This is a genomic window from Rahnella sp. ChDrAdgB13 (assembly GCF_017655185.1).
Classification (GTDB): Bacteria; Pseudomonadota; Gammaproteobacteria; order Enterobacterales; family Enterobacteriaceae; genus Rahnella; species Rahnella contaminans.
Genome location: NZ_JAEMGT010000014.1, coordinates 20,828 through 46,502 on the forward strand (window position 1 = coordinate 20,828; position 25,675 = coordinate 46,502).

The window sequence follows — 25,675 nt, forward strand, 5'->3', positions numbered from 1 at the left end:
TTTTATTCGGCTACTGCTGTTTATCTCAGGGGACGGTATGCAATCGGTCACACGTGGTTATCCGGGACATATTTTTGAACCTATCGTCACAGCATCCGGTGGCTTGCTGGGTTTCGAATTAGTAAGAAGATCATACAAAGTAGAAAATCGCTCTGATTCTGCTGGTTATGAATATAATTTATCTCCTGAAGATAAAATAAAAGTATTTTTCAACCAGGTCACTCTTGCCTGCATCAATGCCAATATATTTACCGATAATGACTTTTTATTATCTGTAAATATCGATTATGACATCGCCTGTCATATCGTTAGCAACACAGCACTATGTCACGTTTTAGAACAACATCGCTTTATCCGGCTGGAAGTGGATCAGAATTTTCCGGAATTTACGCAAGAAGCTCCGCGTAAGATTATCCGGTCGTTATCAGCATTTTGTACTTTATGGTTGGACAACTTTGGGGCCGGGAACACCAGCCTTTCACTGGTTATGAACGAATCGTTTGAATATATAAAGATCGACGAAAGTTTTTTTTGGCAACACCAGGGAACCCAGTCATTTAGAAAAACGATTGAACACCTCACACCTTACTGCCAGGGCGTTATCGTAAAAGGTGTCGAAAATGCACAACATGTAGAGTATTTAACGGGCAGCAATATTCACGCCATGCAAGGAGTATTGTGGTCCTCCTATAATCAGGAGGAACTAATTCAGTCTTTTTTCTCTAATAGCTGAATTTTATCGTCATAAATTTTTAAAGAATTAATGATCTCTGAATACGCTAAGGAAGTTTCGCCTGATATTTAATGGCGAGGCTTCCTTGCGCGGAAAATTATTGGATAAATATTTTGGCAAATTGGTGGCCGTAAACCAGGGGCGGTAGCATTGCTAAAATATATACCGGTCTTAAATTGTACAATAATTATTTTCTATTGATATACTCAAAGGGCCCATTGGTTATTGGGTGAACAATTCGTCTGTCAATTGAAGAGGAGTAATTATGAGAAAATTCATGTTTTCTGTTATTTCCCTGATGCTACTGCCGCTATATTCGCAGACAACATCTGCTGCTGAACTCAGCAAAGGGGAAACAGTGGCGGCAGTGGTCGGTACCAGCGGTGCAATATTAGCCGCAGGTCTGATTGCTGTAGGTAACGATGATAGTAATGGTAACAGCAACACTAACACCTCAACTACCACCACAACCTCACGCTAATAAGTCACTTAATTATAACCACACATCCGTGTGGTTATTTTCCCACATGATAATAAAGATATAGGGAATCACTTGTGCGCTATTCCTTATTGTTCCTCTGCCTCTTGTTACAAGCGTGTTCCCCCTCGCAAAACAGTCTGGTTGATACTTTTCAGGTTGCCATTAAAGGGCCGCAGGATGTTGTGGTGCCACCCCAAAGAATTGCCGCTATCCCTTATGGCAGCATTTATTTAAAACTGCCTACGTCTGCGCAAATCTTTGTTGTCGGCTATCTCCAGGATGGCTTTGAAAAATGGAGTACCGGCGACCAGGTCGTATTTATTACCCAAAATGGTCGCCTGGTTCGGTCGACCGGTTATTTGCAAGGGGATCTGCTGGAAGTCACCAATCTGCAACAAGACCCGCTGTTGCATGCAACAAATTTGCGTGAAGGGGCGGGCTGGACAAGTCTGATGCGCTGGACGGAGAACCGGCAGCCATTGTCATCCGTTGTGACATCCCGTTTCAGCCGTCAGGGCGACGAAACCCTGACACTTCCCGGAAGAGTTGTCGCCTGTCAGGTGTGGCGCGAGGATGTGACGCTTGAGGCCACGGGTGACCGCTGGCAAAACACTTTCTGGGTAGATCCGCAAAGTGGATTAGTGCTCAAGAGCAATCAGAGGTTGGGAGCAGATATGCCGGTGAGTATGACATTGCTCAAACCTGCCAATGCGGGGATCCCACCAGCATGAAAATAAAAACGCTTTTATTCATTTTTAGCGCCTTGCCGGGGATGGCATTTTCCGAGGGCAACGTGGCCGTTTACACCAGCGCCTCTCAGGGGCAGCCTGCCCAGGTACTCAGCCATATTAAAGATATGCGCCAGATGATGGCGGAGTCCGACCTGATCCGCCAATCCTGGTCGCCCGGCACCGTGATTGCTGTGCCTGCCGAAACGCCTGAGGCGCAGCAACAGTATCTGTACATGCAGAACCAGCTCAAGGCCTGGCGTGCCACGGAGAGTGGCGATACGCAGCAGACCATTAACCGCGTCATTCAGCAATTGCAGGGGTTGCAGGTTACCGGTCGTCAGTTTACCCCGATGGATGCGGATTTGATCCTCAACAACAATGCCGCTAACCGCCAGTTACAGGGGGATTATCGCGTCTATACCGCAACGCATCCCAACAGCGTGTTTTTGCTGGGTGCGGTGAGTGGGGCGGGAAAACAGCCGTGGGTTGCAGGACGTACGATTCGTGAATATCTCGCAGACCATCAATTTCTTTCTGGTGCCAATCTGAATGAAGCCGTGGTGATTGATCCCAATGGAACCATCCGGGTCGCGCCGGTCGCCTACTGGAATTATCGCCACGCTGAAGCCCAGCCGGGCAGTATCATTTGGGTCGGTTTTTCTGACTGGACGCTGCCGCGCCAGTTTAAAAACCTTAATCAGCACATCGTCTCTGTTTTGGCGCACCGGATCCCTGAATGATGAAACCAAAATATCTTCTCAGCCTGCTTGCTGTGTCCGTGGTTTACGCTAATTCCGTCCGTGCGCAAACGTATGATGAACCCCTTGGTCCTTCACAGTCCGATTTCGGCGGCGCGGGACTTTTACAAACACCGACGGCGCGGGTCCCCAAAGAAGGGGAGTTCAGTGCCAACTACCGCGATAATGATGCCTACCGTTTTTATTCGGTCTCGATGGCGTTGTTTCCCTGGCTGGAGACCACGTTGCGTTATACCGACGTGCGTGACCGGCTTTACAGTAGTGATCCAAACTTCAGCGGCAATCAAACCTATAAAGACAAGTCTTTCGATGTGAAATTAAGGCTGTGGGAAGAGGGCTACTATCTTCCGCAGTTCGCGGTGGGCAAGCGCGATATCGGCGGCACGGGGTTGTTTGACAGTGAGTATCTGGTCGCCAGTAAAGCGGCCGGACCGCTAGATTTTACGCTGGGGGTAGGCTGGGGTTATATCGGCAACAGCGGCAATATCACGAACCCTTTCTGCAAAGCCAGCGATAAATATTGTACCCGCGCGCAAAGCCATTCCACCGGCGATATTTCACTCAATGATATGTTCCGCGGGCCTGCAGGGGTATTCGGCGGCGTGGAGTATCAGACCCCCTGGCAGCCGTTGCGCCTGAAGATGGAATACGATGGTAATAACTACCGCGATGATTTTGCCGGGGCACTAAAACAGAACAGTAAGTTTAACTTCGGTGCTGTTTATCGCCTGGCAAGCTGGATGGATGTCAACGCCAGCTACGAGCGTGGCAATACCTTTATGTTCGGGTTTACCCTGCGCAGTAACATGAACGATTGGGTTCCTCATCAGATTGATGATCCGGTTCCTGCCTATCAGCCGCAGCCGCAAAGTGCGGGAATGGTTAATTACAGCGTCGCGACCGGGCAACTGGCCCAACTGAAAGGCAATGCCGGGTTTAGCGAACCGCGTATCGACATCCGTGACGACACCCTCAACGTTACGGGTCAGCAGGATAAATATCGTAATACGTCCAAAGGCGTAGAGCGTGCCAATCTCATCATGCTGAATAATCTGCCGGAGAATGTCGACACACTGGATGTTACCCAAAACCGCTTTGGTATGCCGATGGTCACCACACGTACCCGCGTGGCGAGCCTGCGTCAGCAGCAACAGGGTTATCCGCTGGGGCAGGAACAGTCCCTGAACCAGCAACGGATTGAACCGGTCACAGACGTCGGTCAGGGATTCTTTATCGGCAAGGACCGGTTTAATTACAGCCTGTCGCCGGTATTAAGACAATCCGTCGGCGGCCCTGAAAACTTTTATATGTATCAGATCGGGGTGCTGGCGGATGCCAACTACTGGCTGACAGATCATCTGCTTGTCGATGGCGGCGTGTTTGGCAACGTTGCCAATAACTACGATAAGTTCCGCTATGACGGCGTCAGTAATGACTCTTCTCTGCCACGCGTACGAACGCATATCCGTGAATACGTTCAGAACGATGTCTATGTGAATAACCTGCAAGCCAACTACTTCCGTTATCTGGGCAACGGTTTCTACGGACAGCTTTATGGCGGTTATCTGGAGATGATGTACGGCGGCGTCGGGGGCGAAGTGCTCTACCGGCCACTGGATTCTGACTGGGCACTGGGTATTGATGCCAACTATGTCAAACAGCGCGACTGGGACGACATGATGCGCTTCACTAACTACAAGGCCGCAACCGGCAACCTTACAGCCTACTGGCGGCCGGCATTTATGGATGATGTGCTGGTGAAAATGAGTGTCGGGCAATATCTGGCTAAAGACAAAGGCGGCACGTTGGATCTCTCCAAACGCTTTGACAGCGGTGTCACCGTGGGAGCTTATGCGACGCTGACGAATGTCTCTAAACAGGAATACGGTGAAGGCTCCTTTACTAAAGGCTTCTACATCTCTGTTCCGCTGGACTTGCTGACTGTCAAACCGACACGTAGCACGCCAGTGGTCAGCTGGACACCACTGACGCGTGATGGTGGCCAGATGCTGGGCAGACAGTACGGCTTGTACGGTATTACTTCAGACAGAGATACGCCGCAGTTGCCTTAATGAAAGGTTGTGTCTGACTGCAACAGTCAGGCACCTACAAAATGACTTATTTATTATTTTTCTGATATGTCAGCATGTCAGGGGACAGTTAATGAAGTCAATTATTATAAGCCTATTAACCTGATGTCCTCAGGTAATAATTATTTTTTGATACTTGTTGTGAGGGAAATATGACATTTCTCACCAGAAATTTTTACTCAAGCCTGTTTCTTGCTCTTTCTGATTTCGTCAGTTTCACCCTGTCGATTTATGTCGCAAAAATATTACTGAGCTTCATGCTCAAAGAGTTTGATGACTATATTCCCGCTCAACATGTTACTGCCCTGGTTTTATTACACTGGACGCTGGCATTTTGTTGTGTTGGCTGGTTCTGCATGCGCTTGCGGCATTATTACTACCGCAAAACCTTCTGGTTTGAACTGAAAGAAATTTTACGCACGCTGGTCATTTTTGCCGTTATTGAGATCGCGGTAATGGCTTTCGCGGAGTGGAATTTTTCCCGTTATATGTGGATCCTCACCTGGCTGTTGGTGCTGATATTTGTACCTTGTGCCCGCATGATGACTAAGCGTGTATTAACGGTTCTGGGTATCTGGCAACGCGATGCCATTATTATTGGTACCGGTAAAAATGCTCACGAGGCTTACAAAGCGATTCAAAGCGAAAAGAATCTCGGGCTGAACGTCACCGGATTTATTTCCAGCGAACTGACTGACAAGCCGGGGGACAGCATTGATGGCATTCCGATCATATTCTGCGATGACCTGTGGTTATTAACGCCGTGCGACAAGAAAACCCAGTTTATTGTCGCTGTGGAAGCACACCAGAGCGATATCCGTAACTACTGGCTACGGGTCTTTATGATCCACGGTTACCGTTATGTCTCGGTGATCCCGACCCTGCGCGGCATGCCGCTCGACAGTACGGATATGTCGTTTATTTTCAGCCACGAAGTGATGATCTTACGTGTTCATCAGAATCTGGCGAAATGGTCATCACGCTTCCTGAAACGTGCTTTCGATATTGTGGCTTCACTGGGGATTATTGCCATATTGTCTCCGCTGCTGCTGTATATCAGCTTCAAAGTGAGGAAAGATGGCGGCCCGGCAATTTATGGCCATGAGCGTATTGGTAAAGGCGGGCGTCCTTTCAAATGTCTTAAATTCCGCTCAATGGTAATCAATTCCAAGGAAGTGCTTGAGCAATTGCTGGCAAATAACCCGGAAGCACGCGCCGAGTGGGATGAGACATTTAAGCTGAAAAACGATCCACGTATTACGCGCATCGGACATTTATTGCGTAAAACCAGCATGGATGAATTGCCGCAGTTATTTAATGTATTAAAAGGAGAGATGAGCCTTGTTGGTCCGAGGCCTATTATTAACGCTGAACTGGAGCGTTACAGTGATGAGGTGGATTATTACTTGCTGAGCAAACCGGGAATGACCGGATTATGGCAGGTGAGTGGTCGCAGTGATGTGGATTACGAAACCCGCGTCTATCTTGACGCCTGGTATGTAAAAAATTGGTCGATGTGGAATGACATCGCCATCTTGTTTAAAACAGTAAGTGTTGTGCTTAGAAAAGACGGTGCTTATTAACAGTCATTTAAATAATGCATCACCCTCATGTATTGGCTGCTAGTTATTAGCGTCATGGCCAACATCAATTTCTGTTGAACCACATGATATGGATTTTATGAAAAATAAAACGTTTAAGATTTCTGCATTATTCGGAGCTTTGTTACTGAGCGGATGTACGGTTATTCCAGGGCAGTCGTTAAGTACCATGGACAAAGATGTTGTTCAACCTACTGATAGCAATTATGACATTGATAAATTAGTTAACGTGTATCCGATGACGCCCGGCCTGGTGGATCAGCTGCGTCCGATCGTTGCTCAGGCACGGCCAAATCCAGAGCTGGATATGCAACTGCAAAACTACCAATACCGTATTGGTTCCGGTGATGTTCTGATGGTTACTGTGTGGGATCATCCTGAACTGACCACCCCGGCCGGTCAGTACCGCAGTGCCAGTGATACGGGTAACTGGGTCAATACCGATGGCACGATATTTTACCCATACATAGGTAAAGTCGCCGTGGCGGGGAAAACTGTCTCTCAGGTTCGTGAGGAGATCAGTAGCCGTCTGGCGACGTATATTGAAAGTCCGCAGGTGGATGTCAGCGTCGCGTCTTTCCGCTCGCAAAAAGTTTATGTCAGTGGTGAGGTTGTGAAATCGAGCCAGCAGCCGATTACCAATATTCCCCTGACCGTCATCGATGCCATCAACGCCGCGGGTGGGCTCGCGCCGGACGCAGACTGGCGTAATGTCGTATTAACTCATAACGGGAAGGACCGTCGCATCTCGCTTGAAGCATTGATGCAGAAAGGGGATTTAACCCAAAATCAGTTGCTCTTTCCGGGCGATATTCTCTACGTACCACGTAATGATGACCTGAAAGTATTTGTCATGGGTGAAGTCGGGAAACAGAGCACGCTTAAAATGGATCGCAGCGGGATGACTCTGGCAGAAGCATTAGGTAATGCCGACGGCGTTTCACAGGTGATGTCGGATGCGTCGGGGATATTTGTTATCCGCCAGATTAAGGATAATAAACAGGGGAAAATCGCCAATATCTATCAGCTGAATGCTAAAGATGCCTCCGCAATGGTGATGAGTACTGAATTCCAGTTACAGCCGTACGATATTGTTTATGTTACCGCCGCACCGGTTGTCCGCTGGAACCGCGTGATATCTCAGCTGGTTCCTACTATTAACGGGGTTAATAGTATGACCGAAACTGCACGATATATTCATAACTGGAATTAGGAATGTTTGATTCATTGCTGATTATCTGCACGGGAAATATTTGCCGCTCTCCAACGGCAGAACGTATATTACGTCAATTATTACCTGATAAAAAAATAGACTCTGCAGGTGTCAAAGCATTAGTGGGATATCCCGCTGACGAAACGGCATTACTGACTGCACAGCATTATGGTGTTGCTCTGGATGGGCATAAAGGCAGGCAATTTACCAAGCAACTTGGGCGTCAGTATGATCTGATACTCGTGATGGAAAAACGCCATATTGAATCTGTCACACGTATGGCTCCGGAGGTTCGTGGTAAGACTTTGCTACTGGGGCACTGGCTGCAGCAAAAAGAAATTCCCGATCCATATCTCCAAAGCCAGGAAGCATTCAACTTTGTTTATCAGCTAATTGACCGAGCTTGCCAGACTTGGGCAATTAAACTGGGTGGATAAAAATTAGGAATCTATTGCATGTCATCTGTTATTTCTTTGAAGTCAGAAAGTTCACACTCGGGTGAAATTGAACTTGGTAAGTTAATTGGGCAATTACTTGACCATAGAAAACTTATTATTATCTTAACCGCAATATTTGCGGTGTTGGCAGTAGTATATGCTTTATTTGCCACTCCAATATATCAGGCTGATGCTCTGATTCAGGTTGAACAAAAACAAGGCAATGCCCTCATTAATAGCATCAGTCAGATGTTGCCAGACAGTCAGCCTGATTCCGCGCCGGAAGTCGCACTTTTACAGTCCAGAATGATATTGGGTAAAACAGTCCAGGATCTGAATCTACAGGCAAATGTTGAACAAGATTACTTCCCAATTTTTGGAAGGGGTTGGGCTCGTCTGACTGGACAGCCGAAAGGTAAGTTGACCGTGAGTCGACTTTATCTGCAAAATGTCGCCGGTAAAAGTCCTGAAATTACGCTTACGGTGCTTGATAAACATCATTTTAAGATCACCGGTAATGATATCGATTTAAAAGGAACCGTCGGTGAGCTTATCGAAAGTAAAGGCATCTCATTAGTGGTTAGTCAAATGGATGCACCGCCAGGAACTAGTTTTACAGTAAACTATCTGACATATCTGGATGCCATTAACAAAGTTCTGGGTTCTTTCTCTGCGGAAGATCAGGGGAAGAATACGGGTATCCTTAATTTGACATTCACAGGCGATGATCCTGAATTAATTAAAGCTGTTTTAAATAGTATCAGCGAGAACTACCTTGCACAAAATATCGCCCGTCAAGCTGCTCAGGATGCGAAAAGCCTCGAGTTTCTAAATACACAACTCCCCAAAGTCCGTAGCGATTTAAATATTGCGGAAGATAAGTTAAATACTTACAGGAAACAAAGTGATTCTGTTGACCTGTCACTGGAAGCAAAGTCGGCTTTAGACCAGATTGTAAATGTTGATAATCAATTAAATGAGCTTACTTTCCGTGAGGCTGAAATTTCTCAGCTTTATACCAAATCGCATCCAACCTATAAGGCGCTTATGGAAAAACGCCAGACATTGGAGGAAGAAAAAGAGAAGCTCAATAAGCGCGTCTCCGGAATGCCAGCAACCCAACAAGAAGTGTTGCGATTGAGTCGTGACGTAGAATCCGGTCAGGCAATCTATATGCAATTGCTGAACCGGCAGCAGGAATTGAGCATTGCAGAATCAAGTGCTATTGGTAATGTAAGAATAATTGACAGCGCGATGACTGAGCCTAAACCTATAAAACCGCGAAAGCTTTTGGTTATATTTATAGGGATTGTTTTAGGGGGAATATTCTCATTATCTATTGTCCTGTTAAGAATTTTCCTGCACAGAGGTATCGAGTCACCTGAACAGTTAGAAGAATTGGGCATTAATGTGTATGCAAGCGTTCCTCTGTCTGAGTGGATTGTTAAAGAATCAATATCAAAAAAAGGAAAAAACCAAAAGAACAAAAACAACTTATTATTTTTAGCGCAAGAAAATCCTGCCGACCTGGCAATGGAGGCAATTCGCGGGCTGCGTACCAGTTTGCACTTTGCCATGATGGAAGCTAAAAATAATGTCTTAATGATCTCCAGTGCAAGCCCGAATGCAGGTAAAACATTTATAAGCAGCAACATGGCTGCATTGTTAGCCATGGGAAATCAGCGCGTACTGTTTATAGATGCTGACCTGCGCAAAGGTTATGTGCATAAACTGTTCAAGGGTAGTCTGGAGCATGGTCTGTCTGATATTCTTGCTGGGAAATCCACTATCGAACAGGGTGTTAAAACCTTGCCAAGTGTCGGGTTTGATTATATTACGCGTGGTAAGGTACCCCCGAATCCTGTCGAGTTATTAATGCATTCGCGCTTTAATAAGTTAATCGAATGGGCTGCTGAGAATTACAATATTGTTGTCATTGATACTGCCCCTATTCTTGCTGTCACAGATGCGGCTGTCATTGGACGCTATGCTGGCACATCGTTGCTGGTGGCACGATTTGAGGTCAATACTCCAAAAGAAATGGAAGTAAGTATCAGACGTTTAGCACAAAGTGGCGTTGAAATTAAAGGATGTATACTTAACGGGGTTGTAAAAAAAGCCAGTAATTATTACGGCTACGGATACAATCATTATGGCTATGAATATTCGGATAAAATATCTGACGAATAGTATGCATTTTATGTCAGATCGATACTTTAATTGATGAATGAGGGTTGTTTGTCTTAAACATTAACGCATAAAGAAATTCAGGCCAAAAAATGAAAAAAATTCTTGTTGCTTGTCGTGGTTATTATCCTGATATCGCCGGGGGGGGCGAAATTTCAACTAAGTTGTTGACTGAACAATTGTCAAGTTTAGGCTATGAAGTTGAAGTACTTGCTGTCAGTGATGCTGATTATAAAGATCAGGTTAATAGCATAGATGTTAACAGGGTTAAGTATTCTAATTTATATTGGTCCATGAAAAACAAAGAAGTATCTAGAGTTAAGAAGCTAATCTGGCATGTTGTGGATTCTAATAACATTTCATTTGCAAATAAGATTGGCGCGATTTTAGAAAAAGTAAAACCAGAAATTTTTATTACCAGTACGATAGAGGATATATCTTCACTGGCCTGGAAAATTGCAAAGGAAAAAGGAATACGGACTATCCATATCTTAAGGAGTTATACATTATTATGTGTAAACGCAAATATGTATAAGGAAGATAATTGCGGTAGTCAATGTGGATTGTGCAAGAGCATGACTATTCTTAAAAAATCCAACTCAAAGTATGTGGATGATGTAGTTGGTATTAGTCGCTTTGTCTTGGATGAACATATAAGAAGCGGGTATTTCAAAAACGCACAACAACATGTTATTTATAATATTTGTTTGGAAGATGTTTTAAAGGAAAGGCAATATAATGGTTTTAATGGAAAAATAATAAATTTTGGTTATTTAGGGCGCGTTCATAAAACAAAGGGAATAGATTTGATATTTGCAGCGCTTAGTAAGCTCCCTGACTGTATAACAAAAAATATTAGTTTGAAAATAGCAGGTGATGGAGATAAAGATTACATACTCCATCTTTCTGATGAAGCCAGGAAAAGTAAGTTGAACGTTGAGTTCCTGGGCAATGTGCCTGCAAATGACTTTCTTGATTGCCTGGACCTTTTAATTGTGCCATCAAAATGGAATGAACCATTTGGCAGGGTGATCATTGAGAGTATGGCAAGAAAGGTTCCTGTCGCAGCGAAGGAAGTCGGTGGGATTCCTGAATTACTGTCAGATAACCAAGGCTTTTTATTTGATAATGAAGAACAACTTACTTTATTAATCCGGAACTATTTAGAAAGTAACCTGCATTTTAAATTTATATTGAACAACTTTGAAACAAAAAATATTGTCAATAAATGGAATGATTTATTGTCTTAATTAAAAGGGGGGTAATGAAAAAAATAATATTCGATAAAAGATGGGAAGGCGGCCATGGGATTGGAAGATTTTCATCAGAAATAACGAAGCGTGTCAACTTCGACGGATACATAAAACTAAATATAAAGCCCACCAGTCCTTTAGATATCTTAGTCACTCCATGGTATCTGTTTTATAATAAATCAATATATTTCACCCCCGGATTCAATGCACCCTGGTTATTTGTCAATCGTAGTATTATTACTATCCATGATTTAAATCATATTGATATCAGCGGAAATGATAGTTATCTAAAAACTATTTATTATGACTTTGTTTTAAAGCGGGCTTGCAAGAAATCGTTGCTAATATTTACCGTATCTGAATTCTCAAGAAGGAGGATAGCTGAATGGGCAGGCGTCTCTCCCGAAAAAATTGTGGTAGTTGGAAATGGAGTATCTAAAGATTTTAAACCTGAGGGAGATGTTTTTAAGCCCGGATACAAATACTTTTTATGTGTAAGTAACAGGAAGCTACATAAAAATGAAGAAAGGTTAATAAAGGCATACTCCACTGTTGAAGACAAATATGGAATCAAACTTGTTTTGACAGGAAAAGAAACGCCTGAGTTAAAAGAATATATTGCTTCTCTGGATTTGTCAGACGATATTTATTTTACCGGTTATATCGATGAAGAAAAATTGCCATCTTATTATCGTGGTGCTAGGGCATTGCTAATGCCATCGTTATACGAAGGTTTTGGTTTACCTGTCATTGAAGCAATGGCTTGTGGTGTACCTACGTTGGCCTCGAACACGACAGCACTTAAAGAAATCGCTGAAGGTTATTCAGTTCTGGTTGATCCTGAATCTGTCGAGGACATAGCAAGAGGAATAAATTCTCTGATAAATAATAAGGTTTTGGTTAATGACCTACAGATTAAGGGCCTGCATCGTGCCAGGCAATTCACCTGGGATAAAACTGTAAGTTTAATTAATCATTCTCTTACGAAATTAAGAAAATAGAAAGTGAAATCTGTACTACTACAAACTGACATAATCTATTTTTTACTAAGTGGTTAGGATATGAATCTTTCCTGTATAAAGTTATGGTGTGAGTTAACTGCTTGACGAAAAAATAAGCTAATAATCGGCCTGCGAGATCAAAAAAAGTGATGGGTTATGAAGTTTAATAAAATAGAACTTACGTCATTTGCATTTTCATTGTGTACGAGTGTTGACCTGTTAAGTTTTATGGGGCTCAGGGTATCACTTATTCCGATGGTCATATATGGAGTTGCATTAATAATTAAGAACAAATCCATTGACAAAAATATTTTCTTTGTTTTGGTTTTCTTTTTATGTTGTGCTCCCTCGGTTATGTTTAGTTATGCTTTCGGTAAGTCCGCTGGATATTTAATATGGATAATTTTTAATTTCTTTTTTATTTCATATGTATTCAAACATCTTGCTCAGAATGATTATTCTGCTACCTTGAAAGGGCTATTTAACTCTTACCGCTTTCAAATTGTTTGTGGTGCAATTTTTTATTTCGCACATTTGCAAGACAGGGCGCACTTTCTCTATTATGAACCTTCTTACTTCGCCATCGCTTTAATACCATATGTTGTGATCGTTTTATGTAATTTTTTCCAAAAAGAAAACAAAATACAAATACCCAAAGCACAGTTTTTTGATATTTTTTTATGTATCGTTGCAATTTATACAACCAAAAGTGCTAATTTACTTCTAGTTTTCCTAATTGGTACCTGCGTCATATCGTTACATGGAAAGAACAAGATGTTAAAAATATCAATTTCTTTACTTATAATGTTTATTGGTTTCGTGGGTCTTTATTTTTATGCTAAAACAAACAATGATTTGATTGCTATTACCTTTAGAAATGTTTTTATGTCGGGTGATGTTTTAGATGGTTTGAAAGACCGTGTGGGTAACAGATGGTACAGAGTTGAAATGGCTTATCATGTTGCCTTAGAACATTTTTGGGGGGTTGGGATTGGTGCTTATACCGAGTATACGTTAAGTAATAAAAGTGCCTATCCATTTTACAATTCCCTACCGTGGTATTTAAATCCCTTCGGGCTTCCAGCGATCAATCTTTACGTCGAAATGGCGGCTACATGTGGTTGGATGGCACTGATTATATGGTTGATATGGCATCATAGGTTGTTATTTGCTAATGAAGCCGTGTTGTTTAAAGGAACTGTTATTTACTTCTCATTACTTATATCAATGATAGTTCTTATAATTGAATCTAGTTTTATGAGACCTTATTACTGGGTGTTAATTGGAATTTGTATGTCGCATAATCGATTTACTTTTAAAAGAATATTTAACAATGAAAACCCCCTTAAATAAATATACGATTCATTTTGAGCTATGATTATAGTTAAATTTAATGTATTACATTTGCCAAAGTTCAGAAAAAGGTGGGCGCGATGATTAATAAGGTAATGAGATGGGGCGTGAATGTCACTCTAATTGTACCTTTTGTTCTTCTATCAATAAACCAAGCTTTGGCGTTTAATGTCGGTGTGGGTGTACACCCCGATGGTTTCTATGGTACCCCTGAGGAATTTATTTCATTAATGAAGAAGTATGATATAAATTCCTTAAGAACAGATTATAAATGGGATTCTGTGGAAAAGGTAAAAGGACAATATTCTGCACCGAATAGTAAAACTGAAAAAGTGCTCGACATTGCTTACCAAAACGGAATTAATCCTGTTGTTATACTAGATTATGGAAACGAATTATATGGAAAAGGAAAGCCAATAACTGACGAGCAAGTTTCTGCTTTCTCTAACTATGCAGCATGGACTGTTGAGCATTTCAAAGGTAAGGCTTCTGTCTTTGAAATATGGAATGAATGGTCCAACAGGGTAGAACCTGGAGCTAATAATGATGAGTCTGCCAAAAACTACGTCAAGTTAGTGGAAGTTGTTTCAAAAGTTATTAAAAAAGAAAATCCGCAGGCGACTGTCATCGCCGGTTCTTTCAACCCTATGGATTATATTGATATTCGATGGGGTAAAGAAATCGTCAAGTTGGGCATCCTGGATTATATTGATGGCCTGTCAGTGCATCCTTATACGTGGGGAAGTAAAAGAGCCTCAATCCCCGAATTCAATATAAAAATGCTTGATAAGACTCAACAGGACCTGATGGTGTTGGCAAAGCGAACTTCACCTATACCTTTGTATATAACTGAGATGGGTTTCCCAACTTCTGATAAAAAGCCTGTTCTCACACAGCAAGAAATTGCTGACTATGCCTATAAGTATATCCTCCTGGCTAAAACTAAACCTTATATTAAAGGTGTATGGTGGTACGATTTTATTAATGATGGGAATAATAAAAATTATCGTGAACATAATTTCGGTATTCTTAATAGAGATTTGAGTGAAAAATCAACAGCAGATGCTATAAAAAATGCTTCTAAAAGTATATCAATAGAAAAGTAACAGTCATTGTTTAGTATTGTTGCAGCTGTTATTTAAAGGACGTTATTTATGAAGGTTTCGTTTTTTGTCTATAAATTCCCAGTGGCATCAGAGACATTTATTATTAATCAAATTGCGTATTTTATAAAAAAAGGGATCGATGTTGAAGTCGTGTCAGTTTTCCCTGGTGAGTTCAACATTAAGCACAAGTCACTTACCCAGTATCGCATATTAGATAAAGTAAGATTTCTTCTGGATAAAGAACCAGACAGTAAGGGACAAAAACTCATTACCAGAGTTATTGCTGCTACCGGTGCACTTACAAATAAAAAAGCATTTGAAAGCTTGAATTTCAAAAAATATGGATATTATGCAAAAACTCTAATTTTATCCCAAATTTTATCAAAGAATAGCAGGAAAATAAAATCCGACATAAACATTGCACATTTTGGAACTACAGCAGCGTTGTTAAACCAACTAAAAAGATTGGGTTTTGTTGATGGGAAAATAGCTGCTGTTTTTCACGGTAATGATATTTCTCAAAAAAGAATTTTGAATTTATTTCATTCCGATTATGAACAGCTATTCAATGATGCAAATTATATTTTTCCGGTGAGTGAGTTGTGGGCGAGTAAGATAGCCTTAACACCTGCAATAAAAAATAAAACACACGTGATAAGAATGGGCGTGAATATTAGTAAATTCATTTATAAAGAACGAATTACTATTAGTTATCCAATAAAACTTCTCTCTATCGCCAGACTTACAGAAAAAAAAGGCATCTCCGTCGCTATAAATGCCTGCCTGTTATTAAAACAGCAAAACGTTGACTTTGATTACACCATTATCGGGGACGGGCCTCTGCGAAAAGAACTTGAATCTCAGGTCACCAATCTTGGATTGGGTGACAAAATTGCCTTTTTAGGTGCGCAGACGCAAGAAACTGTCTCTGAATATTTAAATAACTCGGATGTGTTTTTACTACCTTCCGTCACGGCGTCAGATGGTGATATGGAAGGGATCCCGGTTGCACTGATGGAAGCAATGGCAATCGGTATACCTGTGATATCGACGTTTCACAGTGGCATCCCTGAGCTTATTGAAGATCGCGTGTCTGGTTTTCTGGTCAATGAAAATGATGCCGCCAGCATTGCAGGTGTCATCTCTGAAATAATCGATAATCCCGGTGTGTTGCCGGATATTTGTCGTAATGCGAAACAAACAATTGATAACGAATTTGATCAGGATAAATCCTATTCCAGGATGTTAAATATTCTACTCGGCCTGCCTTTACATATTAACCGGTGATAAATTGAAAATTTACTATTATAAATCTGCGCATGGGAATTTTGGGGACGACCTTAACGCATGGATTTGGGATGCACTACTTCCTGGCTTTTTTGATGACAATGAGAACGTCAGGGTATCCGGTATTGGCACCATTATTACTTCCGCTATGCCGCCTGCTAAAAAGTGGTATGTCTTCTCCAGCGGGGTGGGTTATGGCTATCCACCGGCTAACTTTGGTGACAGCTCTTGGGAAACGCTGTGTGTCAGGGGGCCGCTCAGTGCTGAAATTTTGGGATTGCCGAAAGACAAGTTTATTACCGATGGCGCCGCGCTGTTAAACACGCTCGCCGAGGTTAAACCCCTCACAGAAGCTGAACGTAAGGGGGTGATTTTTGTTCCTCATCACCATGCGCTCGTCACGGGGCAGTGGGAAAAGGTTTGTCAGCAGGCCGGGGTTGAGTTTGTGAATCCACAGTCGGATGCGAAGACCGTTATTCAAAAAATCCGAAATGCCAAACTGGTGCTTGCGGATGCCATGCATGCTGCGATTATTGCAGATGCAATGCGTGTACCTTGGGTTCCTTTGATTACTTCTTCACAGATCAACACATTCAAATGGCTAGACTGGACTCAGACAATAAACCTTCCTTACAGGCCAACTGTTCTGGGTAGCAGTTCATTGCGTGAGTGTATGCGTGATAAGGGCTTATATGTTTATGGCGAGAAATACCATTTACCTGATGCTGACGTTGAGTATGCCGTGAGTTATTTTAAAAAACAGCGTGAGCTGAAGAATAAAAAATGGTGGCCTCACTATCATGACCTGACACGTCTTGCCTTATACCGGATCCCTAATAAAGGTATTCAAATCATTGAAAAAGCCACTAAATTAAATCTTGATAATAGCTTTATCGATAATGCAGCCAATATCCTCTTAGCTGCCAGAAAACATCCTGGTTTTTTGAGTGAGGATAATCAGTTTAATAATAATGTAGAACGTCTGCTGGCTGGTATTGATATACTTTCAAAATGCAAGTGATATGTAAAGGATGTAACCTTGAAATCTCAAGAAAACGCCCGCAGGCCCAGCATTCTTTCTGGTGCAATCTGGTCTATTCTGGATAATACTGCGTCTCAGATCATTACGTTTGTCATATTTATTATACTTGCTAAGATTTTAACGCCCAGTATATATGGCATGTTAAGTGTTTCTTTATTAGTGACTCAATTTTTCAAAAGCGTTCTCTTTGATAGTATTGCGACTTCAATTATCAGGAAAAAATCACCTTCTGAAGTCGATTATAACTCTGCCCTTTTTTTGTGTTTTTCTTTCTCTGTTCCCGCTTTTCTGATTGTTTTTTTCGCCGCTCCTTTTATTGAGGCGTATATGAACGTGCCGCAGTTAGCCAATGTGATCCGCGGCACTGGCGTTATTATCCTGGTGAGTGGTCTGAGTCGTACTCATGAAGCCTGGCTGTCGCATAATATGATGTTTCGCCCGTTAGCGATACGTTCTATGACGTCGATTTCTATCGGCGGTATTGTCGGGGTAGTAATGGCCTACAATGGCTTCGCCGTCGCCAGTTTAGTTGTGCAGCAAGTTGTGACGTCTTTGATTTCACTGGTAGCTCTGTGGGTGGCGACACCCTGGAAGCCCAGAATGAAAATTTCAAGAGAATCAATGAAGGAATCATTGGGATTTTCAAAGCATGTCGCGTTGAGCAATGTCACTAACTTTGCAAATCAGAATAGCGATGTTTTCTTTATAACTTATTTCCTGGGAAGTGCAGCCGCGGGGATTTACTCTGCCGGCAAGCGTATCGTTAATACATTGAATCTGGTTCTGGCATCGGCTTTAATGCGTGTTTCACTGCCTGCATTCAGCCGTTATAAAAATGATATCAACGAGTTTGGTAAGAAGTATTTGCAGGCGACGTATTTAACGGTTTTGGTCACTGCACCTGCTTTTGTGGGGCTTGCAACATTGTCCCATGATATTACTTTTTTACTTTTAGGGCACAAGTGGATGAATTCTGTCCCTGTTATGCAAATTGTCAGTGCTGTAGGTTTTGTCACTTCAATTGGATATTATAACCATTCAGTGATGTTTGCCAGAGATAAGCCTGAATGGCAGGCACGACTGACATTGGTTTACGCTATTACCAATGTGGTGGCTTTTTATTTCTTTGTAAGATTTGGACTTATCGCTACCGCTCTCGTCTTCTCAATCCGAACCGTGTTGCTTTACCCTATTTCAGCATGGTGTGCCCTGACTCTGTTGAATTTAACTTTCAAACAATACGTAAAAGAGTTGATTACGCCCATTGTTTGTTCAGTTCTGATGTGCATGATACTCGTGGCGGTACAACAATACGCTGTCCTGAGCGAGTCCTGGTTTGGATTAATGATAAAAATAGGTATTGGTGCAGTGTGCTATTTTGCTTTGATTTTTACTTTCTCCTCAGTGAGTAAGAGAACAATGATTTTTTCTCTTGCAAGAAAAATTCTTCAGAGAGGATAAATGATCTCATGGAAAAAAAATTATCCTTAGTGAGTATCTTAATACCAGTCTATAACTCAGAAAAATTCCTCAGGAAAGCGCTTCAGTCAGTTGCAGAACAGACATATTCAAACGTGGAAATAGTTATCGTGGATGATTGTTCGAAAGACTCATCGCGAAAAATTGTCACCACTTTTTTTGAAGAATATGAACATATTCAGCACAAAGTCATCAATAATAAAATTAATCAAGGGGTCTCTTTTGGGAGAAATACCCTGGTTGATAATGCTTCAGGAGAGTTTATCTGTTTCTTAGATTCAGATGATTATCTTGAACCTGATTTTGTCAGTTACCTGATCGGAGTTCTGACGAAAAATAATACCAGTATTGGGCAGTGCCTGTATTTTTCTGAGGAACCCTCGGGAGTCTCCGTTGGTAAAACGAATGATTTTGCAACGGATACCACCTTACAGGGTAAAAATGCTGTTTTTTCCATGCTGGAGGGTAAGGTAACGGGATATTTGTGGAGCAAAATCTTTAAACGCGACTTGTTTGATGGCATTCGGTTTGATACTACATTGACCGTTTTTGAAGACTATGAAGTGATTATGAAAATGTTTGTTAACGGAGCTAGTATCGCTTTCGGTAATGAGCGTAAATATCATTACATCCAGCACGCGTCGTCATTAACTAAACAGTCTTACCTTAAAATATTAAACCGACTGGAATACCTTAACAGGACGAAGTCACTTGTATCGCCACTTATTATCACTGAAACCGATAAAGAAAAATGGGCTAAACATAGTTATCTGGTCATTTTAATGGTGTTTATAAACGCCGTCAGATATGGGGCGCCGTTAAAGGATGTTATTGGCATCAGGCGCTCTATTGATCTCTCGTATGTTGCGAAATTATCTAAATCTGTCAGTTTAAAAAAACTCTCCGCCATCTCATTAATTAAAGTTTTCCCCTATTTGTTCTATTTTATGCTCAAGACTGCTTTTAAAATAAAAGCATAGTGTTTTTATATTCCTTTGTACCCTTCTGAATTATTAGTAAGTTATTCCTCTGCACACTGAGTGGTTGTATTCGGTGGTTTAATCTTATTTAACTCTTTTATTTTTGAGACGAAAACTATGATCCTTCCAGTAATCATGGCTGGCGGCACCGGTAGCCGTTTGTGGCCAATGTCTCGTGAGCTTTATCCAAAACAATTTCTTCGTCTGCATGGCGATAATTCCATGTTGCAGGAAACGGTCACCCGTTTAAAAGGGCTGGACGTTTCTGCACCGCTGGTAATTTGTAATGAAGAGCATCGTTTTCTTGTTGCCGAACAATTACGACAAATAGACCAGCTCTCCGGCAATATTATTCTTGAGCCTGTCGGGCGCAATACGGCGCCTGCTATTACGCTGGCTGCGCTCAGTGCCATCGACAACGGTTCTGATCCGTTACTGTTGGTGCTTGCAGCCGACCATGTTATCGAGTCTCCGGATGCCTTCCATCAGGCCGTGCAGAATGCTATTCCGTTCGCTGAGCAGGGGAAACTGGTCACGTTCGGTATCGTGCCAACAGGCCCTGAAACTGGTTACGGTTATATCCAGAGGGGAACAGAATTCAGCAGTGATGCCGATCCTGTTTTTCGGGTGCAGCGTTTTGTCGAGAAACCGAATCTTGAGACTGCATTGCAATATCTGGAAAGCGGCGAGTATTACTGGAACAGCGGTATGTTTTTGTTCCGCGCCAGACGTTTTCTTGAAGAGATTGCAAAATTCAGGCCGGACATACTCGAAGCCTGTCAGAAAGCGATTGAGACTTCGCATACTGATGAGCAGCAAGATTTTATCCGTGTAGATAAAGCGGCATTTATTTCCTGTCCGGATGAATCTGTTGATTATGCCGTAATGGAAAAAACCACGGATGCGATTGTTGTTCCGTTAGATGCGGGCTGGAATGATGTGGGTTCCTGGTCGGCGCTTTGGGAAGTGAATGATAAAAACGCTGAAGGGAATGCCATCAATGGCGATGTATTTACCCATAATGCGAACAATTGTTATATCAACACCGATGAGAAATTGGTGGCCGCCATTGGTGTGGATAATCTGGTCATCGTAAATACGAAAGATGCCGTTTTAGTGATTGATAAAAACCAGGTGCAGGACGTTAAAAAAGTCGTCGAATATTTAAAAAATAATAAACGACGGGAATATCGTTTGCACCGCGAATCCTATCGCCCGTGGGGCCGTAACGATAATGTCGTGACTGCACCCCGTTATCATGTGAACCGCATCACCGTTAAACCGGGCGGACAGTTCTCATTACAAATGCATCATCACCGCGCGGAGCACTGGGTTATTCTGTCGGGCACAGCCAGAGTTATTCTCGAAGATAAAAATTATCTGCTCAGTGAAAATGAATCAACGTTTATCCCTATTGGGGCTCAGCATATGTTAGAGAACCCGGGAAAAATTCCTCTGGAACTTCTGGAAATTCAGTCGGGATCCTATCTGGAAGATGACGATATTATCCGTATAAAAGATCACTATGGTCGCTGTTAATTTGGGGATGAAATATGTCAGGTACATTAACTTGCTTTAAAGCTTACGATATCCGCGGTGAATTAGGCGTCGAATTAAATGAAGATATTGCCTATCGCATAGGACGTGCTTACGGGGAATATTTAAAACCTAATAAAATGGTATTGGGAGGCGATGTCCGCTTAACCAGCGAAGCATTAAAACTTGCGCTGGCGAGAGGTTTGCAGGATGCGGGAACGGACGTTGTTGATATCGGCGTGACGGGTACAGAAGAAATCTATTTTGCGACGTCTTATCTGGCACTGGATGGCGGAATAGAAGTGACGGCCAGCCATAATCCGATGAACTATAACGGCATGAAATTAGTTCGTGAAGAATCTAAACCTATAAGCGGTGATACCGGGCTTGGGGAAATACAACGTCTGGCAGAAGAGAACAATTTTTCACCTGCCGATCCTGCTCAGCGTGGAACCTACGAAAAAGCGTCGGTACTCGATGCGTATATCGATAAATTACTCAGTTATGTCGATTTAAAGAATTTTATCCGTCCGCTGAAACTGGTCATCAACTCGGGTAATGGCGCTGCGGGCCATGTTATTGATGCAATCGAAGCGCGCTTCAAACAGGCCGGTGCGCCGGTTGAATTTATCAAAGTACATCACCAGCCAGACGGTACGTTCCCTAACGGGATCCCGAATCCGCTATTACCAGAATGTCGTCAGGACACCACCGATGCGATTATCAAACACAACGCCGATATGGGGATAGCGTTTGATGGTGATTTTGACCGGTGTTTCCTGTTTGATGATCTGGGGAATTTCATCGAAGGTTATTATATTGTCGGGTTATTAGCTGACGCTTTTCTCGAAAAATATCCCAACTCAAGAATCATCCACGACCCGCGTTTAAGCTGGAATACCATTGATATTGTCACCGGTGCGGGCGGCGTGCCTGTTATGTCGAAAACCGGCCATGCTTTTATTAAAGAACGTATGCGCCAGGAAGATGCAGTTTACGGTGGTGAGATGAGCGCCCATCATTACTTCCGCGATTTTTATTATTGCGACAGCGGGATGATTCCGTGGCTGCTGGTGGCGGAACTATTGCATGTAAAAGGCAAGTCCCTGCGCCAACTGATTAATGACCGCATTATTGCCTATCCGGCTTCAGGTGAAATAAACAGTTTCCTGCATCAGCCGAAAGAATCTATTGCGCGCGTGCTGGCGGTTTATGAAGGAGAAGCCATTAATGTCGATCATACGGACGGTATCAGCCTTGAGTTTGATGAATGGCGGTTTAATCTTCGCAGCTCAAATACGGAACCAGTTGTGCGTCTGAATGTGGAATCCAGGGCTAATTCAAAACTGATGCAGGAACAGACGAGAAGGATCCTTTCTATTCTCCGCAGTATGTAATTATCTGTAAAATATTTTCTGGTGAGTAATACAGCTCACTATCTAATTCGTATTACTCACTTTTAATTTCCTAAATGTTTCGCGTTTACTCTTATTTGTATTTTTTATCATCATACCAAAATAATAATTTATGAGGTTTTAATGATGTCACATGAAGTGAGTGTTGGGATTGTCGCTGACTGGTTGGTGACTTTTGCCGGGGCAGAAAAAGTTATTGCAGAATTTATAAAACTTTATCCTGAATCCGAGCTTTATTCGGTTGTTGATTTTCTCTCTGATGAATCCAGAAAACAATTTTACGGTAAAGATGTTAAGACATCATTTATTCAACGGCTTCCGTATGCAAAAACAAAGTATCAGCAATATTTGCCGCTGATGCCGTTAGCCATCGAACAGCTGGATGTCACAAAGCACAATATTATTCTTTCCAGCAGCCATGCCGTAGCAAAAGGGGTGCTCACCGGGCCCGACCAGCTGCATATCAGTTATGTCCATTCTCCGATACGTTATGCCTGGGATTTTCAGCATCAGTACCTCAGGGAAGCCGGTTTAGATAAAGGCCTTAAGGGTAAATTAGCACGATGGTTCTTGCACAAAATACGCATCTGGGATTGCCGTACCGCCAACGGCGTAGACCATTTCATTGCTAATTCACATTTCATCGCGCGGAGAATTAAAAAAGTCTATGGGCGTGATGCAGATGTTATTTATCCGCCGGTAAGCGTGGACCGTTTTACGTTGCAGGAAAATAAAGACGACTTCTATTTTACCGCGTCCCGTATGGTGCCCTACAAGCGCATCGATATTATTGTGGAAGCATTCAGCCAGATGCCGGACAAAAAGCTGGTAGTCATTGGTGACGGGTCTGAGATGACCAAAATAAAAGCGAAAGCGGGCAAGAATATTGAGATTTTAGGGTATCAGCCGGACGAGGTCATGCAGGATCATATGCGTCGTGCGAAGGCGTTCGTCTTTGCTGCCGAAGAAGATTTTGGTATCACGCCGGTTGAAGCGCAGGCCTGCGGAACACCGGTCATTGCTTTTGGCAAAGGCGGCGTACTGGAGTCCATCCGGCCTTACGGTGAAGTAAATCCGACCGGTATTTTCTTTGCAGAGCAGACGGCAGATTCACTCCTGCGCGCTGTTTTGCACTTCGAGACCCTTCAGGGATCTTTCCTGCCGGTGAATTGCCGCAACAATGCATTGCGGTTCTCTGAAGAACGTTTTCACAGTGAACTGGATGACTATATTAAAACAAAGTGGCAAGCGTTTAATGAAAGTAAGAAAGTCATATATTAATTCTTTACGGTTCACTTATGCCATTTGTTAAATCGTTTCTGCATCTTAATTCAGGTTCACTCTCTGCCTTCCGGTGAATAACCTTACGATTATAATCGGGCATCATTCATGATGTGTTTATTAAATTGTAATCAAAGGATCTTATATGTCTAAAGTCGCACTGATTACCCATATAACCGGGCAGGATGGTTCTTATCTTGCCGAGCTTTTATTAAAGAAAGGTTATACTGTTCACGGGATTGGCGGGAATGTCGTTCCGCATAATACCGGTAATGCGGGCAATAATTCCCACGATAAATCCTCTGATCTTCATATTTATACTTATGCTGATATCAGCACGGGAACGGCTCGCGATTTGCTCGCTATTATCCGACCGGACGAAGTTTATAATCTGGGAGTAGCAGGTCAGTTGTCTGAAAATTCTGACTCCGCAGATGATCTGTTTTCCACGGGGGAATTCAGTGCGCTGAAGGTACTGGAGGCTATCCGTATTCTCGGGCTGGAAACGAAAACGCGTTATTATCATGCGTCGCCTTCGGCGTTATGCGGTCTGGTGAATGGCATCGCGATTAATGAAATGGTGAGCCTGAATATTTATCCCTCCTGGTATGCCACGGGTATTTCTGATTTCTGGACCATTGTGAATTATCGCGAAACGTTCGGGTTATATGCATGCAGCGGCATTCTTTTTAATCATGAGTCACCACGCCGCAGCGAGAACTTCGTCACGCGCAAAATTACCCGCAGCCTGGCCAATATTACGCAGGGGCTGGAGAAGTGTCTGCATCTGGGGAATCTGAATGCGCTGCGTGACTGGGGCCATGCCCGGGATTACGTCAAAATGCAGTGGCTGATGTTGCAACAGGATAATCCCGAGGATTTTGTGGTGGCTACCGGTGTGCAGTATACCGTCCGCCAGTTTGTGACGTTTGCGGCGCTGGAGCTCGGGATTAAGCTGCGCTTTGTAGGCAAGGGCGTGGAAGAGAAGGGGATTATTACCGCGATCATCAGCCCGGTTGCGGCGGCCCTGAAAGTCGGGGACGTGATTGTCGCCGTAGACCCGCGTTATATCCGGCCTGCCGAAGCCTGTAAGGTCAATGTCAATCCGACCAAAGCCCGCCGTAAACTCGGCTGGGCACCGGAAACATCTTTGCAGGATATGGTGATTGAGATGGTGCAGGCGGACCTTGCTTGTGCGAAGAAAGCTGCACGGCTGAAATTGTACGGATAACGCCAGCCGCTGTTTCTGAGATGTATAAAAAAGCCGGAGAATGCGCTGACATTCTCCGGCTTTTTTTTGCCTGCTTTTTACCGTCCGTAGCCCAACCAGAGTGCCAGTAAAACGGCAGCGATATTGGCAGCGATACTGAGCATAAATCTCGTTCTGAAAGGTTGCTTCTGCGTTTTATGCCGGAAAAGTTGCTGACCCGCCAGTGCGCCAGCCCAGCCACCGAGCAGTCCGAACAGCAGTAATGTGTTTTCCGGTATCCTTCGCCAGCCTTTGTGGGCGGCTAGCTTGTCGGCACCGTAAATCAGTAATGTCAGCAGGTTGATCAGTAATAAGCCCACCCGGACAGGATAAGGAGAGATGAGACTGACGCCGACCGTGAACATCAGCAGGACATAACAGACCGCGTTCATTGAGATATCACCGGAAATTGAAGGAAGACCCGTGTAACTATAAAGAAAAGTAAGGACAGAAAGGACAGAA

General features: G+C 43.1%; 22 protein-coding genes. 21 read left to right on the forward strand and 1 reads right to left on the reverse strand.

Going from position 1 to position 25,675, the window contains the following annotated elements:
- The first annotated feature begins 37 nt into the window (after window positions 1-37).
- From J8X26_RS05395 to J8X26_RS05495, 21 genes are all read left to right on the forward strand, one after another.
- A complete protein-coding gene (locus J8X26_RS05395; protein WP_165059109.1) occupies window positions 38-733 on the forward strand; it encodes an EAL domain-containing protein in 696 nt (231 codons plus the stop codon).
- Window positions 734-998: 265 nt separating this feature from the next.
- Entirely contained in the window at window positions 999-1,214 is a 216-nt protein-coding gene (locus tag J8X26_RS05400; protein ID WP_152327709.1) for a hypothetical protein, read from the forward strand.
- A gap of 74 nt (window positions 1,215-1,288) precedes the next feature.
- Window positions 1,289-1,945: a YjbF family lipoprotein gene (locus J8X26_RS05405; RefSeq protein WP_152327710.1), complete on the forward strand. Its 657-nt coding sequence runs from the start codon at window positions 1,289-1,291 to the stop codon at window positions 1,943-1,945.
- A complete protein-coding gene (locus tag J8X26_RS05410; protein WP_165059111.1) occupies window positions 1,942-2,685 on the forward strand; it encodes a capsule biosynthesis GfcC family protein in 744 nt (247 codons plus the stop codon). Before J8X26_RS05405 ends, J8X26_RS05410 begins: the two co-directional genes overlap by 4 nt.
- A complete protein-coding gene (locus J8X26_RS05415) occupies window positions 2,685-4,775 on the forward strand; it encodes a YjbH domain-containing protein (protein WP_244370355.1) in 2,091 nt (696 codons plus the stop codon). The genes J8X26_RS05410 and J8X26_RS05415 overlap by 1 nt, the downstream gene beginning before the upstream one ends.
- Before the next feature lie 170 nt (window positions 4,776-4,945).
- Window positions 4,946-6,376, forward strand: coding sequence for an undecaprenyl-phosphate galactose phosphotransferase WbaP (gene wbaP / locus J8X26_RS05420; RefSeq protein WP_165059114.1), 1,431 nt, complete (start codon window positions 4,946-4,948; stop codon window positions 6,374-6,376).
- Window positions 6,377-6,473: 97 nt separating this feature from the next.
- Entirely contained in the window at window positions 6,474-7,607 is a 1,134-nt protein-coding gene (locus tag J8X26_RS05425; protein ID WP_165059116.1) for a polysaccharide export protein, read from the forward strand.
- A 2-nt stretch (window positions 7,608-7,609) separates the two neighbouring features.
- Window positions 7,610-8,044: a protein tyrosine phosphatase gene (locus J8X26_RS05430; RefSeq protein ID WP_208950333.1), complete on the forward strand. Its 435-nt coding sequence runs from the start codon at window positions 7,610-7,612 to the stop codon at window positions 8,042-8,044.
- A gap of 18 nt (window positions 8,045-8,062) precedes the next feature.
- Complete coding sequence (locus J8X26_RS05435) at window positions 8,063-10,234, forward strand: polysaccharide biosynthesis tyrosine autokinase (RefSeq protein WP_208950334.1); 2,172 nt, start codon at window positions 8,063-8,065, stop codon at window positions 10,232-10,234.
- 89 nt (window positions 10,235-10,323) lie between these two features.
- Window positions 10,324-11,481 carry a glycosyltransferase gene (locus J8X26_RS05440; protein WP_165059121.1) on the forward strand — a complete coding sequence of 386 codons (1,158 nt, stop codon included), beginning with the start codon at window positions 10,324-10,326 and terminating at the stop codon, window positions 11,479-11,481.
- 14 nt (window positions 11,482-11,495) lie between these two features.
- Complete coding sequence (locus J8X26_RS05445; RefSeq protein WP_165059123.1) at window positions 11,496-12,485, forward strand: glycosyltransferase family 1 protein; 990 nt, start codon at window positions 11,496-11,498, stop codon at window positions 12,483-12,485.
- Between the two features lie 156 nt (window positions 12,486-12,641).
- Window positions 12,642-13,838 carry an O-antigen ligase family protein gene (locus tag J8X26_RS05450; protein WP_208950335.1) on the forward strand — a complete coding sequence of 399 codons (1,197 nt, stop codon included), beginning with the start codon at window positions 12,642-12,644 and terminating at the stop codon, window positions 13,836-13,838.
- Between the two features lie 80 nt (window positions 13,839-13,918).
- A complete protein-coding gene (locus J8X26_RS05455; protein ID WP_165059126.1) occupies window positions 13,919-14,944 on the forward strand; it encodes a cellulase family glycosylhydrolase in 1,026 nt (341 codons plus the stop codon).
- Window positions 14,945-14,992: 48 nt separating this feature from the next.
- Window positions 14,993-16,231 (forward strand): glycosyltransferase, encoded by a 1,239-nt coding sequence (locus J8X26_RS05460; RefSeq protein ID WP_165059128.1) that lies wholly within the window; start codon window positions 14,993-14,995, stop codon window positions 16,229-16,231.
- A 4-nt stretch (window positions 16,232-16,235) separates the two neighbouring features.
- Window positions 16,236-17,252 carry a polysaccharide pyruvyl transferase family protein gene (locus tag J8X26_RS05465; protein ID WP_165059130.1) on the forward strand — a complete coding sequence of 339 codons (1,017 nt, stop codon included), beginning with the start codon at window positions 16,236-16,238 and terminating at the stop codon, window positions 17,250-17,252.
- Between the two features lie 18 nt (window positions 17,253-17,270).
- Window positions 17,271-18,734: a lipopolysaccharide biosynthesis protein gene (locus J8X26_RS05470; RefSeq protein WP_152327723.1), complete on the forward strand. Its 1,464-nt coding sequence runs from the start codon at window positions 17,271-17,273 to the stop codon at window positions 18,732-18,734.
- Between the two features lie 8 nt (window positions 18,735-18,742).
- A complete protein-coding gene (locus J8X26_RS05475) occupies window positions 18,743-19,732 on the forward strand; it encodes a glycosyltransferase family 2 protein (RefSeq protein ID WP_152327724.1) in 990 nt (329 codons plus the stop codon).
- Between the two features lie 117 nt (window positions 19,733-19,849).
- Entirely contained in the window at window positions 19,850-21,271 is a 1,422-nt protein-coding gene (locus J8X26_RS05480; protein WP_208950336.1) for a mannose-1-phosphate guanylyltransferase/mannose-6-phosphate isomerase, read from the forward strand.
- Window positions 21,272-21,285: 14 nt separating this feature from the next.
- The gene (gene cpsG / locus J8X26_RS05485; protein WP_152327725.1) at window positions 21,286-22,665 is read left to right on the forward strand and encodes a phosphomannomutase CpsG; all 1,380 of its coding nucleotides are present in this window, start codon (window positions 21,286-21,288) and stop codon (window positions 22,663-22,665) included.
- A 144-nt stretch (window positions 22,666-22,809) separates the two neighbouring features.
- Window positions 22,810-23,964, forward strand: a complete 1,155-nt coding sequence (locus tag J8X26_RS05490) for a glycosyltransferase family 4 protein (protein WP_152328021.1) — start codon at window positions 22,810-22,812, stop codon at window positions 23,962-23,964.
- Between the two features lie 145 nt (window positions 23,965-24,109).
- Window positions 24,110-25,195, forward strand: coding sequence for a GDP-mannose 4,6-dehydratase (locus tag J8X26_RS05495; RefSeq protein WP_208950337.1), 1,086 nt, complete (start codon window positions 24,110-24,112; stop codon window positions 25,193-25,195).
- Window positions 25,196-25,272: 77 nt separating this feature from the next.
- On the opposite strand, the gene J8X26_RS05500 is transcribed toward J8X26_RS05495, so the two are convergent.
- Complete coding sequence (locus tag J8X26_RS05500) at window positions 25,273-25,611, reverse strand: DUF1294 domain-containing protein (protein WP_208950348.1); 339 nt, start codon at window positions 25,609-25,611, stop codon at window positions 25,273-25,275.
- Window positions 25,612-25,675: the final 64 nt, after the last annotated feature.

What these genes read in the sequence shown, in the direction of transcription:
- J8X26_RS05395 (WP_165059109.1), top strand. Translation starts at nt 38, where the DNA reads ATGCAATCGGTCACACGTGGTTATCCGGGACATATTTTTGAACCTATC.
- J8X26_RS05400 (WP_152327709.1), top strand. Translation starts at nt 999, where the DNA reads ATGAGAAAATTCATGTTTTCTGTTATTTCCCTGATGCTACTGCCGCTA.
- J8X26_RS05410 (WP_165059111.1), top strand. Translation starts at nt 1,942, where the DNA reads ATGAAAATAAAAACGCTTTTATTCATTTTTAGCGCCTTGCCGGGGATG.
- J8X26_RS05415 (WP_244370355.1), top strand. Translation starts at nt 2,685, where the DNA reads ATGAAACCAAAATATCTTCTCAGCCTGCTTGCTGTGTCCGTGGTTTAC.
- wbaP (WP_165059114.1), top strand. Translation starts at nt 4,946, where the DNA reads ATGACATTTCTCACCAGAAATTTTTACTCAAGCCTGTTTCTTGCTCTT.
- J8X26_RS05425 (WP_165059116.1), top strand. Translation starts at nt 6,474, where the DNA reads ATGAAAAATAAAACGTTTAAGATTTCTGCATTATTCGGAGCTTTGTTA.
- J8X26_RS05430 (WP_208950333.1), top strand. Translation starts at nt 7,610, where the DNA reads ATGTTTGATTCATTGCTGATTATCTGCACGGGAAATATTTGCCGCTCT.
- J8X26_RS05435 (WP_208950334.1), top strand. Translation starts at nt 8,063, where the DNA reads ATGTCATCTGTTATTTCTTTGAAGTCAGAAAGTTCACACTCGGGTGAA.
- J8X26_RS05440 (WP_165059121.1), top strand. Translation starts at nt 10,324, where the DNA reads ATGAAAAAAATTCTTGTTGCTTGTCGTGGTTATTATCCTGATATCGCC.
- J8X26_RS05445 (WP_165059123.1), top strand. Translation starts at nt 11,496, where the DNA reads ATGAAAAAAATAATATTCGATAAAAGATGGGAAGGCGGCCATGGGATT.
- J8X26_RS05450 (WP_208950335.1), top strand. Translation starts at nt 12,642, where the DNA reads ATGAAGTTTAATAAAATAGAACTTACGTCATTTGCATTTTCATTGTGT.
- J8X26_RS05455 (WP_165059126.1), top strand. Translation starts at nt 13,919, where the DNA reads ATGATTAATAAGGTAATGAGATGGGGCGTGAATGTCACTCTAATTGTA.
- J8X26_RS05460 (WP_165059128.1), top strand. Translation starts at nt 14,993, where the DNA reads ATGAAGGTTTCGTTTTTTGTCTATAAATTCCCAGTGGCATCAGAGACA.
- J8X26_RS05475 (WP_152327724.1), top strand. Translation starts at nt 18,743, where the DNA reads ATGGAAAAAAAATTATCCTTAGTGAGTATCTTAATACCAGTCTATAAC.
- J8X26_RS05480 (WP_208950336.1), top strand. Translation starts at nt 19,850, where the DNA reads ATGATCCTTCCAGTAATCATGGCTGGCGGCACCGGTAGCCGTTTGTGG.
- cpsG (WP_152327725.1), top strand. Translation starts at nt 21,286, where the DNA reads ATGTCAGGTACATTAACTTGCTTTAAAGCTTACGATATCCGCGGTGAA.
- J8X26_RS05490 (WP_152328021.1), top strand. Translation starts at nt 22,810, where the DNA reads ATGTCACATGAAGTGAGTGTTGGGATTGTCGCTGACTGGTTGGTGACT.
- J8X26_RS05495 (WP_208950337.1), top strand. Translation starts at nt 24,110, where the DNA reads ATGTCTAAAGTCGCACTGATTACCCATATAACCGGGCAGGATGGTTCT.